The organism is Pseudohongiella sp. (assembly GCF_040877505.1).
Classification (GTDB): Bacteria; Pseudomonadota; Gammaproteobacteria; order Pseudomonadales; family Pseudohongiellaceae; genus Pseudohongiella.
In genome coordinates, this window is record NZ_JBBDNQ010000032.1 from 158,794 (window position 1) to 175,645 (window position 16,852).

Genomic DNA, 16,852 nt, shown 5'->3' on the forward strand with positions numbered 1-16,852 from the left:
ATAACGTGTTCGGGCGGGGGCGGCTAATTTCCTTGAGCGATGTTCCGTGCCTGGCCCTTGTCTGGCCCTGGCCTGGCCATTGATCGGGCCCCGACCTAGCCAACCGGCTAGTCGCCGGATGGTCTCTGATATGAGACATTCAGGGTTACTTGAAAACGATTTCAAGGGTATTCTTGGGCGCACAGGGTGTATAGCGATGATGGAAAGGAGAGCGCACGTGCGCATATTGCTGATCGACGATCATGACCTGTTTCGCGAGGGGCTTAAATACCTGTTGCCGGTGCTGGATGACAAGGTGCAGTATTTTGAAGCGGGCAGCCTGGAGGCGGCGCTTGATTTTGCCGACGACGATGCGCCGATTGATCTGGTCCTGCTTGACTACTACATGCCCGGCGTCAATGGTCTGGAAGCGTTGGAAAAATGTCGCCAGCGCTTCGAAGCCGCCACCCTGGTGGTGTTGTCGGGAGAGGAAGATGCGCGCATCATCCGGAGCCTGGTAGAACATGGTGCTGCCGGTTTTATTCCCAAGTCGTCTTCACGCGAAGAGCTGATTGCCGCGTTGAAACTGGTGCTGGCCGGAGGCACCTACCTGCCCCGCATCGCACTTGGGCCGCTGCCAGCAACAAGCGCACCGGCTGCCGGTCAGGCGGGGAGTGACGGCGACATGCCCATGCGCCTGTCGCGGCGCCAGTTCGAGGTGCTGATGAAAGCCGTCCAGGGCAAGTCCAACAAGGTCATTGCCAAAGAACTTGACATTTCCGACCACACTGTTAAGGCCCATCTGTCTGTGGCCTTCAGGACGCTGGGTGTGCAAAACCGGACCGAAGCGGTCTACGCAGCCGCCAAACTCGGTATTCAACCGGGCCATCTCGCACAATACAGTGAGGCTCAGCTGTCGTGACCAGCTGGCTGTCCAGGCCGATTGAGTCACTGCTGGCCGAGCACAGGTATCCCTTTCTTGCCAAAGAGCAGCAACAGAACTTCTTTCTGGAAACTGATGTTCTGGTCGTTGGTTCCGGCTACGGCGCCGCCATGGCGTCCCTGGCGCTGATGGAGGCCCAGGCAGACCTGGCGCAGGCTGACAGGAAGGCAGTATGGATATTTGAACGGGGAGCTGAATATCTACCCGATGATTTTCCGAAATCGATGGCAGACATGCCGGGATATACCGGCCTCAACGATGTCAATACGAATGCGCTCTGGGATGTGCGTGCCGGCGAGGGCGTTGTCACGATCACAGGGCGTGGCCTGGGAGGTACCTCGCTGGTCAATGCCAATGTTGCAGCGCGCCCGGACAGTGCTGCGTTCAGGCACTGGCCGCAGGGTGATGGCAATAGCAGTTGGGAAGAGTCTCTGCAGCCGGCCATCAGAAAAATCGAGACACTGCTCGGCGTGAACAGGCACCCGGAGCCGACCGCGTTCGGTCGCTATCGAGCCATGTCAGCCACTGCATCCGCGCTAGATGCTGAGGCCCGTGCGGCACCTCTGACCGTAAACTTCAACGGCCCCACAGCAAACAGCACGGATCATGATGCCTGTAATTTGTGCGGAAACTGCATGATCGGGTGCCATTCAGGTGCCAAGGGCTCTTTGAACATGAATGCCTGGCCCCTGATAAGGCAACTGGGGGCTGAGATCTATGCCGGTGTGATCGTCAGATCGCTGGCCAGGGCAGAGGATGGCCGCTGGCAGGTGATGTGCGCGCCCGCAGGTAGCCCTGATGAAGTGATCATGGTCAGGTGTCACAAGGTGATTCTCGGTGCCGGCACCCTGGGCAGCACGGAGATCCTGATGCGCTCCCAGGGCCTGCATGACCTGGGCTTGTCAGCTGCGCTGGGCAGCGGCTTCTCCACCAATGGTGATGCCCTGGTGTTCAGTATCGGGCAATCGGCGGCGGTTGGTCCGGTAGCATCGCCTCCGGGCCAGCAACCCCCGGCTACCGAGCCGGGGCCCACCATCATGGGTATGGCCAGTGTGCCTCTGCCGGGCGGAACTGACGGCGAGTGTTTCACACTGGAAGATGCCGTTATCCCGTATCCCCTCCGGCAGGTCTGGCAGGAACTGCTGGTCAGTCAGAATCTGTTGCGCCGCTTTGCCGACGGCGCCGAGTCAGCGTGGCATCAGGGCAATGCCACGCACGATGTCCTGGCCATTTCTGATTCCCTGGCCGAACACAGTCAGGCGCTTTTGCTGATGGGGCACGATGACAGCAGCGGTCACCTGAGGTTCGAGCATGATCGCCTGAAACCGGTCTGGGCGCGGTCGGGCAAGGCCGACTATTTTGAACGCCTGGATCAAACACTACGCAGCAATGAGTCAAAAAATTTTGCTGGCGGTGTTTATTCCCCCAACATTCTGTCGCAGCCGCTGCCGCCGGGTTTTGACGGTATTGTTGAGGGCGCGGATGACATTGCCGGGCAATTGTTGTCAGTGCACCCGCTGGGCGGTTGCGCCATGGCAGACGATATCGCAGACGGTGTGGTCAACACCAGAGGCCAGGTTTTCAGCACAAAGCAGAAAACCGGCGTTTTTGAAGACCTGTATGTATTGGATGGTGCCATTGTGCCTGGCGCAATTGGTACCAATCCATTCCTGACCATCGCTGCCCTGAGTTATCGCCTGGCGGCTGACATTCTCAGTGACAATCCCGACGCGGTAATCTCGCGGCCATTGCCGGCACTGAGGGCGCCCTTCCGCAAGTTTCCTTCGGGCGCAGTGCACCCTGTTCCGGTGGCATCCGAACAGAAAGTATCTGCTGAATTCAAAGAGCGTCTGGTGCTGCACCTTGACCATGGTAAGCGCTCCTTCTTCCCCTGGAGCCGCAGATCGGGCACAGCCCCTCAGGTGCTGTCTTACTTCAGGAAACATGTGCGGGATATCGCCATGCCTGCAGACAGCAAGGCGCTGGTTCTGGATGCCCGGTTCCGGTTTTCCGGCAGCAACAGCCTGGATGTCTGGCTGCAGAAACCACAAACACCGCTGCAGGCGCAGGCGGTGCTGTCAGCCGATACCGTGGGCGGTGTATTGACCTCAGCGGATCAGCACCTGACGCCGCTGCTTGATTTGCAGGGTCGCGTGACACTGGGGCACACGGAAACCGTGGGGCGGATCAGCGTTGCCTGGCGCACAGCCAGTGCCATACTGCGTTACCTGCATTACCGAACCATGGATGCGCTGGTCAAAATACCGGACTCGCTGGCCGCCTGGCTGTTGCCCGCCAGAACCCACCGCATACGCGCGAGCAGGGTCGCTGCCGGCAAAACGGCGCCCTGGTATCGCCAGGCCAGGGTATTCTGGCGTATTGCCGGTCTGCAGGCGCAGCGGCGATATCTGGTTTATGAGTTCAGCGGCGACAATGGACTGAGGATCAGCGGGCGCAAGACGCTGGCATATGGTCTGGGAGCACAGGATCTGCTGCGGGCACTGATGGTGTTGCCGGTTGAATTCCGTAGTGCAACCGATAAAAAACTGTCTGCTGAGCTGGAACTGGATGCGGTCAGGGTGACGCATGGTTCCACGCCGCTGCAGATACTAAAATCCCCGGACTCGTCTGCAACCCTGCTCGCCGCCGGTGGCCTTGGCATGTATTTTCTGCGCATGATCATGCACACCCATTTCTGGTCATTCGCCGCGCCATCGTATCGTCACTTCGCTACCAGGAATGAGCTGGAAGGCGAGGGCAGGCATGGGCGTTTCTTTGCTCCGCCTGAATTCATGTATTACGGCAAAGGCGGCCAACTGAAAAGTCTGCCAAAAGAAACGCACGAATACTCTGTGCAGCAAGCTGATGGTGTCAGCAATCTGAGTCGTCTGGTGCGTTATCAACCGTCGACAGGTGACACGGCAGCCCGGAAATCATTGTTGCTTGTCCATGGTCTGGCGCACAGCAGCAGAGTGTTCTGGACGGATACGATTGAGTGCAATTTTGTGCAATATTTCCTCGCGCATAACTATGATGTGTGGATACACGACCACCGTGCCAGTGCCAATTACATTCGCGAGCTTGCGCCAGAGCATAGCTGGGACAGCATTGCCCTGAACGATGTACCCTGGGCGATTCGTACAGCGTTTGATGCCGTTAACAAAGATGTGGACGAGGAAAATCAGCAAGGTATTCATGTTTTCTCGCACTGTATCGGTGCTGGTGCCGTCGCCATGGCTGTGCTGGCGGGGAAACTGAACCGTCCGGCTGCGCCCGGCGGCAACGGGGAAACCGGGCGCAGTATGCTGGCTTCGCTGGTGCCGCATGCGGTTACGCCATGGCTGGTCACATCCGGCGAGAACCGTGCGCGGGCCAATATGTGGGCCCTGGTCAAGGATCTGGAACCGATCCGTATTATTGAGCCAATGCCCTATCGTGAACCCGAACTGATGGAAACGCTCTACGACAGACTGGCAGCGCTGGCGATGACGGCGGATGAACGTCGACAGTGGTCTGCGTGGAAAGGTTATCGTGACTGGCGGGGGCCCGGGTTTGCGCAGTCAATCTATACGCGCTACACCATTTTCTGGGGGCGTCAATGGCACAATGCCAATATCAGTGATGATACCCGCTACGAATTCGCGGGCATGATAGGGCCGGTGCCCATTGGTGTCATGCAGCAAGTGTATTTTTCACTCACCCGTGGCCTGCTTTCCAACCATGATGGCGCAAACGAATATGTGCGGGAGGAAAATTTCGACCGCCACTGGACCTTCCCTACCTATTTTCTGCACGGCAACCGCAACACCGTGTTCGATATGGAATCGTCGCGGCAATCAGCGGACAAACTGACGCGACTGCGACGTAGGGCCAGAACCGGGCAGTACCATACCGGCACACTGGATCCGATGGACTACGCAGCCGAGAATATCTGGATTGATGTACTGGATGATTATGGGCATATGGACATGATTTTCAGTAAAACGGGCGCGCAGGATGTGTATCCGCGGCTGCATGATTTCTTTTGCGCTGCTGCCGATGATGTTTTGCACAGCGTCTATCAGCAGCGCTACCGCGATCCGGCGCAACGAGAGGCATTTGCCAGCCGTTGCCGCAGCAATAGCCATGTCCGGCCTCCTGTAGAGCCATTGACTGGGCCCATCATTTCACGCCCGCAAGTGCGCGAGGATGACAACGGAAACAGGACGCTCACGGTCCGGCTCTGGGTGGAGGCGCAGGACTTTACCGCGATGGCTGCGACCGGACTTGGCATGCACTCTGCCCATGTGTGCCCGGACCGCCTGACCCCGCTTCGGCAGACCCCGCTTTGGCAGAAAAGGCCCGGAGCCAGATCGGAACCCGAGGTCGCAAATGCGTTTGCGCATGCAGATTCGCCACGCAACTGGCAGCAGGAGTTCTGGTTGTACGACTTTGCGTTTGATCCGGAGCCTGCACAGGCTTATCGTCTGAGTCTGAACTACGAACACGAGGCGAGCATCGACACTTATGCCGGGCTGAGCAGCAACGCCGTTGACGAGGGTGCGCTGTTGGCGTGGCATGGGTTGCCCTGGTTCGAGCGGGTAACACGTCGTCAGAGCACTGATCCACTGCCGGTGCTGACTGTGCTGGCAGGTTCCTGTCTGTATCCCGGACTGCCTTTTGAGCGCAATCAGGCGATGCAGATATTTAATGGCATGGAGGCCCATGTCAGGGATAACGACTCTGGGTCGCTGCGTGGCGCCGACTGCATGGTGCTGCTGGGTGACCAGATATATGCCGATGCCACCGCCGACCTGTTTGATCCCAAAGCGTACTATGAAAAGTTCCGGAATCCGTACCGTGTAGCGTTCGGCAGCCCGGCAGCGCAGCGCCTGATGTCACACCTGCCAAGTTATTTTGCGGTGGATGACCATGAGTATCGTGACAACTGGCGCGGTGATGGAAGTCCTCCTGAACCGGGCTATGACTATGCCAGGCGTATGGCCTGGCTGTTTCAGATGCATCATCAGTCAGAGCTCGATGAGGCCAATTTGCGGCTATGGTACAACTTTGAAAGTGCTGGTTACCCATTTTTTGTGTTTGATACCCGCCTGCATCGACACAATGGCCACGGCGAAAAGACGCGGCTGCTGGGTGCAGAACAGATCAAGGGATTCACGCTATGGCTGCAGGAACAGACTGACAGTCCGGTGTTATTCCTGGCAACCGGTTCGCCACTGGCACCTGTCCCGCGCAGCGTTTGCTCGGACCCCGCAACGGCTGTTTATCAGGACAGCCTGCTGGCCTATCCTAAATTCCTGTCGGTCATCACTGAGTTACTACATGAGTACGCAAGGGGGAAACGAATTATCTGGTTGTGCGGAGATCCGCATTTTTCATGTTTTGCGCAGATTAATCTTAATGTCAGCTCCGCTGCGGGCGAAAAGTCTGTGCGATTGACTCAGGTCTGCGCCTCCGGTCTGTATGCGCCGATGACTTTTATCAATGCCAACATCAATGATTATGACTGGCATCGTGACTTTGAGGTGCCCCTGACGATACCACCGCCATTGCATACGACAGAGGACCCGGATGATGCAACTCAGATGGCTGTGCCACAGATCAGTGTCAGCGGACGGCAGGTTCTGCTGAGTAACAACAAGCAACATTTTGTCCGGCTTGATCTGGATCCGGTGCAGGCCAACCGCCTGCGTTTGCAAGCCTTCGGGGCGGATGGCGAAGCGGTTGGCTCTGCGTGGTACGTCAATGAAGACGGGGCCGGGGTGAAGTTATGAGTGTACTGGATCGCATTACCGGTTTTTCCCGCTATGAGCAGGCACTGGACCCGCAACTGCTGAGCCTGACGCTGGAGTCACAGCGCGTGCGTGTATTTCAATCGCACAAGGCGCTGTGGCTGGTGCTCGGCAGCGGCCTGGTTTACATCTATGGCTTGTGGAATGAAGTGCCGTCAGGAAATCTCCTGATATGGATGAGCCTGATCATGCTACTGGCAATGAGTCGGGTTCTGATCTGTCGTTATGTTGAGCGGCGCTTGCAATTCACCTCGGTGGCAGACCTGTATCGCCACGAATTACTGTTGTACGTCAGCTCGTTTCTGAGCACGGTCGCCGTCGGCTCAGGTTACTGGTGGGTGTGTCTTCAGGGTTCCGACCGGGCAGTGTTTGCGGTCACGCTGCTTAGCCTGATTTATGCCATCGGGACAACCATAAATTCATCCATTCACTATCGGGGTTTTCCGTTGTTGCTGCTGACCAATCTTGGTCAGGGAATCGCATTTTTGTCGATTTTTCGCAGCCCGGCGGATATCGAAATCAGTGCTGCCATGTTGGCCATCATGATTCTGTTGATGCAGTTCGGACGCCGCAACGCTGAGGTTTTTGCCGAGTCCATTCGTATCCGTGATGAAAATCGTGAGCAGAATGTCAAACTGGAAAAAGATAAACTGATTATTGAGAAGGCATTGAATGTTGCCCGCAAAGCCAATGAAGAGAAAAATCGATTTATGGCTGCAGCAAGCCATGACCTGCGCCAACCCCTGCATGCCATGACTCTGTTTCTTGGCAGTCTGCGACATATGGGAGGCGATGAACGCACGCGGGAGCTGATCGACAAGATTGATGAAACCAGCAGTCTTTTGCATGAGCAGTTCAACAGTCTGCTGGATCTGTCCAAGTTTGATGCGGGTGTGATTACAGCGGATCACACCGAGTTCAGACTTGATGCATTGCTCAAGAATATTGTTGATGGCGTGATGCCGGAGGCACAGTCAAAGAATATTGATCTGCACCTTTACATTTCCCCGGTGACAGTCCATTCCGACATGCTGTTACTGGAGCGTATGTTCCGTAATCTTATTATCAATGCTGTGCGCTATACGGACAAAGGTTCTGTGGTGGTGCAGGCAAGGCTGCAGCGTGCGGGTTTGAACATTTCCGTGATTGATACCGGTATCGGGATAGCGCCGGACGACCAGCAACGAATCTTCCACGACTATTATCAGGTGAGCAACCGGGCCCGTAGCAAGGGTAAGGGTTCGGGGCTGGGATTGGCGATTGTCAAACGCATCGCAGCCTTGCTGGAGATGAAATTGACGTTAAAGTCCGAGCCGGGTGTGGGCAGTACCTTCAGTGTGCATGTGCCCGGACGTGCGGTGGTAAATGGTGGCGACGAATCGTTGCAATCACGCTCTGACCAGCCTGAGGGCGATCTGGAGGGTGTCAGAACGCTGGTGGTAGATGATGATCCGGCGATTCTTGATGCTGTCACCGGGCTGTTAAGAACCTGGGGCTGTCACGTGGTCAGTGCTGCCTCCCCGGAACAACTGGAGCGTCTGATGGCAAGCGACCATGAATTTGAGCTGGTATTGCTTGATGACATGTTGCACGACGAGGTCACCGGACTGGACATCGCACGTGACCTCCTGCAATACCTGCCCAGGCAGCGTATCTTGCTTGCGACAGGCAATGTGTCATCGGCAAGGCTGGCCGAGATTCGGGAGGCGGGGTTCAACGTGCTGGTGAAGCCGGTAGATTATTATGTTTTGCGTCAGGCTTTGCAGGATGCCATGAAAACGCCTGATCGGCCTAACCCATCTGGCTAATAGGCGCTTGTGGCGGTTTGTGTAAAACTTGTCCCGGCTGGTTACAACATCGGACGTTGCAGGGGGAAGGAACCTCCCGACAGCAGGGCTTAATTGGGGCAGACCCTGACCCGGGTCTTTAAATCCCGGGTCAGGGTCGATTTTTATCTGCGTTGGTACTATCTGCATTGATTCTATCAGCGTCTACCCGCGTTTTAGTAGTAGCTCCCGACAGTTTCTGACCGCAATGCGTACCTGCTTCGGTGCGGTGCCGCCAATATGATCCCTGGCCTGCACAGAGCCTTCCAGGCTCAGCACCACGAACACGTCATCAGCGATCACATCAGAGAACTGCTTCAGTTCGTCCAGGCTCAACTCACTCAGATCTTTTTTCTGCTGTATGCCGTAGGCCACTGACTTGCCGACAATTTCATGGGCGTCGCGGAAAGCCAGGCCTTTTTTGACCAGGTAGTCTGCCAGATCGGTGGCAGTGGCGTATCCCTTTTTGGCTGCCAGGTACATGTTCTCCTTTTTCGCCTGCAAAGCGGGGATCATGTCGGCGTAGGCCTTCAGGCAGTCACGCAGAGTGTCAGTCAGATCAAACAATGGCTCCTTGTCCTCCTGATTGTCCTTGTTGTAAGCCAGTGGCTGTGATTTCATCAGCGTCAACAGGGCAATCAGGTGGCCGTGCACACGGCCGGTCTTGCCGCGTACCAGTTCGGGCACATCGGGGTTCTTTTTTTGCGGCATGATGGATGAGCCGGTGCAGAAGCGATCCGGCAAATCGATAAAATCAAACTGCGCCGAGGTCCACAGCACCAGCTCTTCAGAGAAGCGCGACAGGTGCGTCATGATCAGGCTGCCGCAGGCGGCCAGTTCGATGGCAAAGTCGCGGTCGCTGACAGAGTCCAGTGAATTGCGGCTGGGGGCATCAAAACCCAGTTGCTCAGCAGTAAAGTGCCGATCAATCGGGAAGCTGGTGCCGGCCAGCGCGGCCGATCCCAAAGGCGAGATATTCATGCGCTTGCGGCAGTCCTGCAGACGACTGTAATCACGATCCAGCATTTCGTACCAGGCCAGCAGGTGGTGGCCCAGGGTGATGGGTTGCGCGGTCTGCAGATGCGTAAAACCGGGCATGATGGTGTCGGCTTCGCGCTCAGCAAGTGCAAGCAGTGCCGATTGAAGCCGGGTCAGTTCACTGGCGATGACGTCAATTTCGTCGCGCACATACAGACGGATGTCGGTGGCGACCTGGTCATTGCGTGAACGACCGGTGTGCAGTTTCTTGCCGGTCAGGCCGATACGCTTGGTCAACGCCGATTCGATGTTCATGTGGACATCTTCCAGCTCAACCGACCAGTCGAAGTTGCCGCTTTCAATGTCAGCTTTGATCCCGGCCAGGCCCTGCAGGATATCCGCGCATTCGTCGGCCGTCAGGATGCCGGCGGACTCCAGCATGCGGGCATGCGCAACCGAGCCAGCGATGTCCTGTCGGTACATGCGCTGGTCAAAGCTGACCGAGGCGGTGAATCGCTGCACAAAGGCATCGGTGGCTTCGGAAAAGCGGCCGCCCCACAGGGTGCTCGCTGCTTTGTTGTCTTCGCTCATAGTCTTATACCCGCTTTGTCGATTGCGGCGCAGTATAACATGCAGGCGGCTGGCGGGGCGCATTCCGGGCGGTTTTGGCGTAGAATGACGGGCAATCATTCAGAGTTACCCAGGCAATTGGCAATGGAAGAATTATGGCACTAGATCTGATCCGCATCGCAACCCGTCGTAGCCCGCTGGCTTTGTGGCAGGCGGAGTTTGTGCGCGATGCATTGATGGCGAAGAACCCCGGTTTGCGCGTAGAGCTGGTAGGGATTGCGACCCGTGGCGACAAAATACTGGATACACCGCTGGCAAAAATAGGTGGCAAAGCGCTGTTTGTGAAGGAGCTGGAAACCGCGATGCTGTCCGGCGAGGCGGATATCGCCGTGCACTCCATGAAGGACGTGCCCATGGAGTTTCCGCCTGGTCTGTTCCTGCCTGTGATCTGCGAACGCGAAGATCCGCGCGATGCCTTTGTATCCAACCACTACGCAAGTATCAACGCATTGCCGCAGGGCGCCCGTGTCGGCACAGCCAGCCTGCGCCGGCAGTGCCAATTGTTGAGCCTGCGGCCCGATCTGCAAATCGGCAGTCTTCGCGGCAATGTGGGCACCCGGCTGGGTAAACTGGACAGTGGTGAGTTCGATGCCATCGTGCTGGCCGCCGCCGGATTATTGCGCCTGAAACTTGACGAGCGAATCGCGCAGTTCATCCCCGAGAACCTGTCATTGCCCGCAGGTGGCCAAGGCGCCGTGGGCATCGAGTGCCGTGAAGACGCCGCCGAGGTAATCGCCATGTTGTCAGACATGCATCATCAGGACACGGCGGATCGGGTAGTCGCGGAGCGGGCGTTGAATCGTCGCCTGCAAGGTGGTTGTCAGGTGCCGATAGCCTGTTATGCTGAGTTGGACGGCGATCAGCTGCATCTCCGTGGCCTGGTTGGTGACATTGACGGCAGCCGAATCCTGCGTACCGAGCGCAGCGGTCATCGCAAAGATGCAGAAGCGCTGGGCAGCGCAGCGGCAGAGGATTTACTGGCGCAGGGCGCTGGCGAAATTCTGGAAGCGCTTTATGAGGAGTCTGGGAACTGACAGGCTGCTAAACTATTGCTGAACGGGTGCAAGAAACGGGTGCAAGAAACGGGTGCAGGAAACGGGTGCGGGAAACGGGTGCGGGAACTGGCATGAGTGAGCAGGCACGGCTGGGCGGACTCAATGTGTTATTGACGCGGCCGCAGTTGCAATCGGCAGGTCTGGTGGCGGCGATTTCAGCGCAGGGCGGCCGGGTCTGTGAATTGCCGCTGATCGAAATTGCAGCGGTGACCGACCGTGATGCCTGCGAAGTCATTAAAAACCGGATTCTGAGTCTTGATCAATATCATGCGGCCATTTTTATCAGCACCAATGCCGCCCGTATCGGCCTGGAATGGATTGACGCCTGGTGGCCTCAGTTGCCCACCGGCCTGTCAGCTTACGCCGTCGGGCCCGGCACGGCCAGGGCATTGCTGGTTATGGACTGGCCAGTATTGTATTCGGATAAGGGAGTGACCAGCGAGCATCTGCTTGCGTTGCCGGGATTACAGGATATCAATGGCCGGCGCATTGCCTTGTTCCGGGGTGTTGGTGGTCGGGAGTTGATCGCGGAAACCCTGCGTAGCCGTGGCGCCACGGTGGACTATCTTGAGTTGTACCATCGGCACACGCCGGATTATGGCAGTGATATGGTGCTCAATATGATCAGGCGTGAACAAATCAATGTTATCGTGATAACCAGTGCCCAGATTCTGGATGTGCTGTTACACGCCTTGCACAACGATACGTCTGCCATTGCTTCGATTCCGGTGCTGGTGCCCTCGGAGCGGATTCGTCAGTACGCCTTGAGTGTTGGTTTGACCCGGGTAAGCAATGCCGGTGCCGCCGACGATGAAACTGTATTAGAGGCGCTGGCCGGTATTGCTGCGTCATTGAGGTAAAACCATGTCCGAAACAGATAAGCCACTTGTAAATGACGACCCGTTTCAGAACAGAAAAAAAATAGATACCGCTACGGTTCTGGATGAAATAGGGCGCAAGAATCATGCTGCTCCCAAACGCGGCAGTACGGGCGCAAAACTGGCCATTGGGTTGCTTTTCCTGTTGGTACTGGCCCTGGCTGGTGCTACCGGCTGGCTGGGCTACCAGCAATGGTTGTCACAGGACAGGTATTCCCGGGTGGTCGCGGACGTGCAGGAAGAGAATGCTCGCCTGCAACAGGTCATGGCTGACATGCGGACGGATCTGGAAGCGGAGCGGGATGCCCTGCAGGCGGATCTGACTGAACAGGCTGCGTTGTTGCGGGTGAGTAACGACGCACTGCAGGATGCGCTGGCCGAAGTGGACACACAGGAACAGAGTGACCAGCAGAGAATGAACCGTCTGCAGCAACAGGTCAGCAGGGATCTGAGTGATGTGGAAGCACTGGTCGGGGCGCTTCAGCGGCAAGTGGGCAATCTGCAGCAGCGTGACACGCGTTGGCTGAATGCAGAGGCAAATTATCTGATGCGGCTGGCGCAGCAGAAGTTGCAGCTGGAATCGGATATTGATTCTGCCGCCTTGCTGTTGCGCACAATCGATTCGCTGTTGGCAGATCAGAGTGGCTTGCTGGTAGAGACCGCGAGGCAGAATCTGGCTGATGATTTGCGCTCACTTCAGGCTGTCAGTTTGCCTGATCGCGCAGCTCTGTCACAGCAACTTGTCATGTTGGGTGACAGCCTTGACCAACTGAGCGTAGCAGGGTCGCGGCAGGAAAGTTATCAGGAGCAGGTACAGACGCAGTGGCAGCATACGCCCGATGCTGCCGCTCAAGACAGTTGGATGGATGCGGGGCTGGCATTGCTGCGCAGTATCTTTGTCTGGCGTGAATGGGAGGAGACGCCATCGGAAATGTTGCCGCCACAGCAGGAAAGTATTCTCAAACAGCAATTGCAGCAGAAACTGGAGCAGGCGCAACTGGCGATGTTACAGGGCGATCAATTGCTTTACCGGCAGATTCTGGCGCAGGCGATCATGAATCTGCAGCGCTATTTCGAGTCCGACAGTGAGCGCAGCCGTCAGCTGATTGCCGAGATTGAGGCGCTGCAAAGTATTGAATTCCAGGTGGCACTACCAGATCTGTCGGCGACTGCGGAACTGATTCGGCAGCTGGCAAGCGCGTCGTCGCCTGATGTCAGCGCACGGGCTCTTGATTGACAACGGGTGATTGACAACTGGCGATTGGCAGCCGGCAGCCCCGGTGATGAGAAAGCACGGAGAAATCGCATGAGAAAATTGTTTGTTCTGATTCTGCTGTCGCTGATTGCTGGTGTGTTTCTGGCTGTCCAGCTGGCGCGTGACCCGGGCTACATTCTGATTGCCTACGGCAACTACACCTTTGAAACCAGCCTGTTCGCCTTGCTGGTGGTTATGTTGCTGGTCCTGGCTGTGCTGAAGCTGGTGTTTAGCTTGTTAAGCTGGTTGAATCCTATGCGCTGGGGCACCAAGCGGGGCAAAGGAGCTTAGAGCCCCAGATCACCCCACAGGTCGTCGATTTTTTTCTTTACGCTTTCATCCATGGTAATTGGCGTGCCCCACTCGCGGGTACTTTCCCCCGGCCATTTGTTGGTCGCATCCATGCCAATTTTTGAGCCCAGCCCGGAGACCGGTGAAGCAAAATCCAGATAATCGATGGGGGTGTTTTCAATCATGATGGTGTCACGCGCCGGATCCATGCGCGTGGTCATCGCCCAGATCACATCATGCCAGTTGCGGATGTCGACATCGTCATCGGTGACAATAACAAATTTGGTATACATGAACTGGCGCAGGAATGACCATGCGCCCATCATCACGCGCTTGGCATGACCGGGATATTGTTTGCGGATACTGATAACGGCCAGCCGATAGGAGCAGCCTTCGGGCGGTAGATAGAAATCCACTATCTCCGGATACTGCTTTTGCAGTAACGGCACAAAAACTTCGTTGAGTGCTACACCCAGCATCGCAGGTTCATCCGGCGGCCGGCCGGTGTAGGTGCTGTGATAAATCGGGTCTTTGCGATGGGTGATTTTTTTCACGGTGAAGACCGGGAATTTATCAACTTCGTTGTAGTAGCCGGTGTGGTCGCCAAACGGCCCTTCGTCTGCCATGTCATCGGGCTCGATGACACCTTCAAGCACAAACTCGGCACTGGCCGGTACCTGCAGGTCATTTGTTATACATTTGATGACTTCGGTCTTGCTGCCACGCAACAACCCCGCAAATGCGTATTCAGACAAGGTGTCGGGAATAGGGGTCACGGTTGCCAGAATCGTGGCCGGATCCGCGCCGATGGCAATGGACACCGGGAAGCCTTCACCGGGATGTTTCAGTTGCCAGTCACGAAAATCCAGCGCACCCCCGCGGTGGGACAACCAGCGCATGATCAGACGATTTTTGCCGATGACCTGCATGCGGTATATGCCCAGATTCTGCCGTTCTTTTTCCGGTCCGCGGGTAATCACCAGAGGCCAGGTCACCAGCGGGCCGGCATCGCCCGGCCAGCAGGTCTGCACCGGCAGCATGCCCAGGTCAACATCTGCCTCGTTAATCACTACGTCCTGACAGGGTGCTTTTTTGCGCACCGACGGTGCGATATTCAGCACCTGCTTATAAGTTGGCAGGTTCTGCCAGATATCTTTCCAGCCCTTGGGCGGCGTGGGTTCTTTCAAAAATGCCAGTAGCGTGCCAACGTCACGCAGCCCCTGCAGATCCTGTTGGCCCATGGCCAGCGCAATGCGCCGTGTGTTGCCGAACAGATTGCCGAGCAGGGGAATGTCGGAGCCGACGGGGTTTTCGAACAGCAGGGCCGGGCCGCCGGCGCGCAGGGTGCGGTCACAAATTTCGGTAATTTCAAGGTTCGGGTCAACGGGGACGGTGATACGTTTGAGCTCGCCTTCAGATTCCAGCAGGGCGATGAACTCTCTGAGGTCTTTGAACGACATAATGTCTTCCTGTTTAAATCAGATACCTTGCTGCGGTGTTCTAACCACCTGGCGCAGACAGCTCCGCACAATCCAGGACAATAGAGAAAAGTAATCCCTCCGTCCCCATTCTTTTTATAGAGAAAAGTAATCCCTCCGTCCCCATTCTTTTTAAGCGTCGTCGAGGCAGCAGTAGCGAGGCAAAAAAGGCCGGGAGAGCGCAGTTTACAAATGAGTAAATGAGCATCGACCGGCCTTTTTTAACGAAGTTAATGCAACGCAGACAGCTTAAAATTATTTGCGTTTCATCATGTTGAAGAATTCGTCGTTGGTCTTGCTGTCCTTCAGCTTGTCGAGGATGAACTCGGCGGCCTGCACATCTTCCATGGTGCTCAGAATCTTGCGCAGGATCCACATGCGCTGCAGCTCGTCTTCGCTGGTCAGCAGTTCTTCACGGCGCGTGCCGGAACGACGCACATTGATGGCGGGGTAGATGCGCTTTTCAGCGATCTTGCGGTCAAGATGGATTTCCATGTTGCCGGTGCCTTTGAATTCTTCGTAGATCACCTCGTCCATTTTCGAGCCGGTCTCAACCAGGGCGGTAGCGATAATGGTCAGGCTGCCGCCTTCTTCCAGGTTACGTGCGGCGCCAAAGAAACGCTTGGGGCGTTCCAGTGCGTGTGCATCAACACCACCGGTCAATACTTTGCCTGATGAGGGCACGATGGTGTTGTAAGCGCGCGCAAGGCGGGTGATGGAATCGAGCAGTATCACCACGTCCTCTTTGTGTTCGACCAGGCGCTTGGCTTTTTCGATGACCATCTCTGCAACCTGGACGTGACGCGCAGGTGGTTCGTCAAAAGTACTGGCAACCACTTCGCCGCGCACTGAGCGCTGCATGTCTGTTACTTCTTCCGGGCGCTCGTCTATCAACAGAACAATGAGGCGACATTCCGGGTTGTTGCGGGTAATGGATTGCGCGATGTTCTGCAGCAGGAGGGTTTTACCGGCTTTGGGTGGTGATACGATCAGGCCGCGTTGACCTTTGCCGATAGGCGCGGTCAGGTCAATGATACGGGCGCTGAGGTCTTCGGTGCTGCCGTTGCCCAGTTCCAGCTTCAGGCGTTCGGTGGGGAACAGCGGAGTCAGGTTTTCGAACAGGATTTTGTGTTTGGAGTTTTCGGGTTTGGCAAAATTGACTTCGGCTATCTTCAGCAGGGCAAAATAACGTTCACCGTCTTTGGGTGGCCGTATCTTGCCTTCGATCGTATCACCCGTGCGCAAATTGAAACGCCGAATCTGGCTGGGAGACACGTAAATGTCGTCGGGACCTGCCAGGTACGATGAATCGGCCGAGCGCAGAAAGCCAAAGCCGTCTGCCAGAATTTCGAGCACGCCATCGCCACTGATGTCCTCGCCATTCTTGGCGTGTTTCTTCAGTATGGCGAAGATGATGTCTTGTTTGCGTGTGCGGGAGAGGTTTTCCAGTCCCATTTCCACGGCGGTTTCCAGAAGCTGGGCAATGGGTTGCTTTTTAAGGTCGGTAAGATTCATAGGCTAGGTTTTTAAGTTCTTTTGGGATACAGAAGGTCTGTAACGGGCAGCGCAGCCGAAGCACATATAACGAAGGTATGAATACGGGCCTGGTGCCAGTCGGGTTTAAAAGTCGGATTTTAGGAAAGCCGGATTAAAAATCGGGCTTTGGTTAAAATCGGCCTTGGTAAAGTCGGATTCAGCTCAAGGATTCTGGCTTGGTGTCGTTCGGGTAAGAGACTGGAATCCGCGC

General features: G+C 56.3%; 10 protein-coding genes. 7 read left to right on the forward strand and 3 right to left on the reverse strand.

What is annotated here, in order from left to right; genetic code table 11:
* The first annotated feature begins 217 nt into the window (after nt 1-217).
* From WD071_RS11935 to WD071_RS11945, 3 genes are read left to right on the forward strand one after another with little or no spacing between them, the layout of a single operon-like run.
* Nucleotides 218-901 carry a response regulator gene (locus WD071_RS11935; protein ID WP_368048609.1) on the forward strand — a complete coding sequence of 228 codons (684 nt, stop codon included), beginning with the start codon at nt 218-220 and terminating at the stop codon, nt 899-901.
* The gene (locus WD071_RS11940) at nt 898-6,696 is read left to right on the forward strand and encodes a GMC family oxidoreductase N-terminal domain-containing protein (protein WP_368048610.1); all 5,799 of its coding nucleotides are present in this window, start codon (nt 898-900) and stop codon (nt 6,694-6,696) included. Before WD071_RS11935 ends, WD071_RS11940 begins: the two co-directional genes overlap by 4 nt.
* Nucleotides 6,693-8,522 carry a hybrid sensor histidine kinase/response regulator gene (locus WD071_RS11945; RefSeq protein WP_368048611.1) on the forward strand — a complete coding sequence of 610 codons (1,830 nt, stop codon included), beginning with the start codon at nt 6,693-6,695 and terminating at the stop codon, nt 8,520-8,522. Before WD071_RS11940 ends, WD071_RS11945 begins: the two co-directional genes overlap by 4 nt.
* A gap of 183 nt (nt 8,523-8,705) precedes the next feature.
* On the opposite strand, the gene argH is transcribed toward WD071_RS11945, so the two are convergent.
* Nucleotides 8,706-10,109 carry an argininosuccinate lyase gene (gene argH / locus WD071_RS11950; protein ID WP_368048612.1) on the reverse strand — a complete coding sequence of 468 codons (1,404 nt, stop codon included), beginning with the start codon at nt 10,107-10,109 and terminating at the stop codon, nt 8,706-8,708.
* Between the two features lie 134 nt (nt 10,110-10,243).
* On the opposite strand from argH, the gene hemC reads away from it, so the two are divergent.
* The 4 genes from hemC to WD071_RS11970 all read left to right on the forward strand — a co-directional run bounded on the left by hemC (nt 10,244) and on the right by WD071_RS11970 (nt 13,627).
* Nucleotides 10,244-11,182, forward strand: a complete 939-nt coding sequence (hemC, locus tag WD071_RS11955; RefSeq protein ID WP_368048613.1) for a hydroxymethylbilane synthase — start codon at nt 10,244-10,246, stop codon at nt 11,180-11,182.
* 92 nt (nt 11,183-11,274) lie between these two features.
* Entirely contained in the window at nt 11,275-12,063 is a 789-nt protein-coding gene (locus tag WD071_RS11960; protein WP_368048614.1) for a uroporphyrinogen-III synthase, read from the forward strand.
* 4 nt (nt 12,064-12,067) lie between these two features.
* Nucleotides 12,068-13,318, forward strand: a complete 1,251-nt coding sequence (locus WD071_RS11965) for a uroporphyrinogen-III C-methyltransferase (protein WP_368048615.1) — start codon at nt 12,068-12,070, stop codon at nt 13,316-13,318.
* Between the two features lie 69 nt (nt 13,319-13,387).
* Complete coding sequence (locus WD071_RS11970; protein ID WP_368048616.1) at nt 13,388-13,627, forward strand: heme biosynthesis HemY N-terminal domain-containing protein; 240 nt, start codon at nt 13,388-13,390, stop codon at nt 13,625-13,627.
* On the opposite strand, the gene ubiD is transcribed toward WD071_RS11970, so the two are convergent.
* Nucleotides 13,624-15,087: a 4-hydroxy-3-polyprenylbenzoate decarboxylase gene (gene ubiD, locus WD071_RS11975; protein WP_368048617.1), complete on the reverse strand. Its 1,464-nt coding sequence runs from the start codon at nt 15,085-15,087 to the stop codon at nt 13,624-13,626. The two genes, WD071_RS11970 and ubiD, sit on opposite strands and share 4 nt — an antisense overlap.
* Before the next feature lie 273 nt (nt 15,088-15,360).
* Nucleotides 15,361-16,620 carry a transcription termination factor Rho gene (gene rho / locus WD071_RS11980; protein ID WP_368048618.1) on the reverse strand — a complete coding sequence of 420 codons (1,260 nt, stop codon included), beginning with the start codon at nt 16,618-16,620 and terminating at the stop codon, nt 15,361-15,363.
* Nucleotides 16,621-16,852: the final 232 nt, after the last annotated feature.

Bases quoted from the DNA above. Each gene is read 5' to 3' on its own strand.
- argH (WP_368048612.1), bottom strand. From the start codon at position 10,109: ATGAGCGAAGACAACAAAGCAGCGAGCACCCTGTGGGGCGGCCGCTTT.
- hemC (WP_368048613.1), top strand. From the start codon at position 10,244: ATGGCACTAGATCTGATCCGCATCGCAACCCGTCGTAGCCCGCTGGCT.
- rho (WP_368048618.1), bottom strand. From the start codon at position 16,620: ATGAATCTTACCGACCTTAAAAAGCAACCCATTGCCCAGCTTCTGGAA.
- WD071_RS11945 (WP_368048611.1), top strand. From the start codon at position 6,693: ATGAGTGTACTGGATCGCATTACCGGTTTTTCCCGCTATGAGCAGGCA.
- WD071_RS11970 (WP_368048616.1), top strand. From the start codon at position 13,388: ATGAGAAAATTGTTTGTTCTGATTCTGCTGTCGCTGATTGCTGGTGTG.
- ubiD (WP_368048617.1), bottom strand. From the start codon at position 15,087: ATGTCGTTCAAAGACCTCAGAGAGTTCATCGCCCTGCTGGAATCTGAA.
- WD071_RS11965 (WP_368048615.1), top strand. From the start codon at position 12,068: ATGTCCGAAACAGATAAGCCACTTGTAAATGACGACCCGTTTCAGAAC.
- WD071_RS11960 (WP_368048614.1), top strand. From the start codon at position 11,275: ATGAGTGAGCAGGCACGGCTGGGCGGACTCAATGTGTTATTGACGCGG.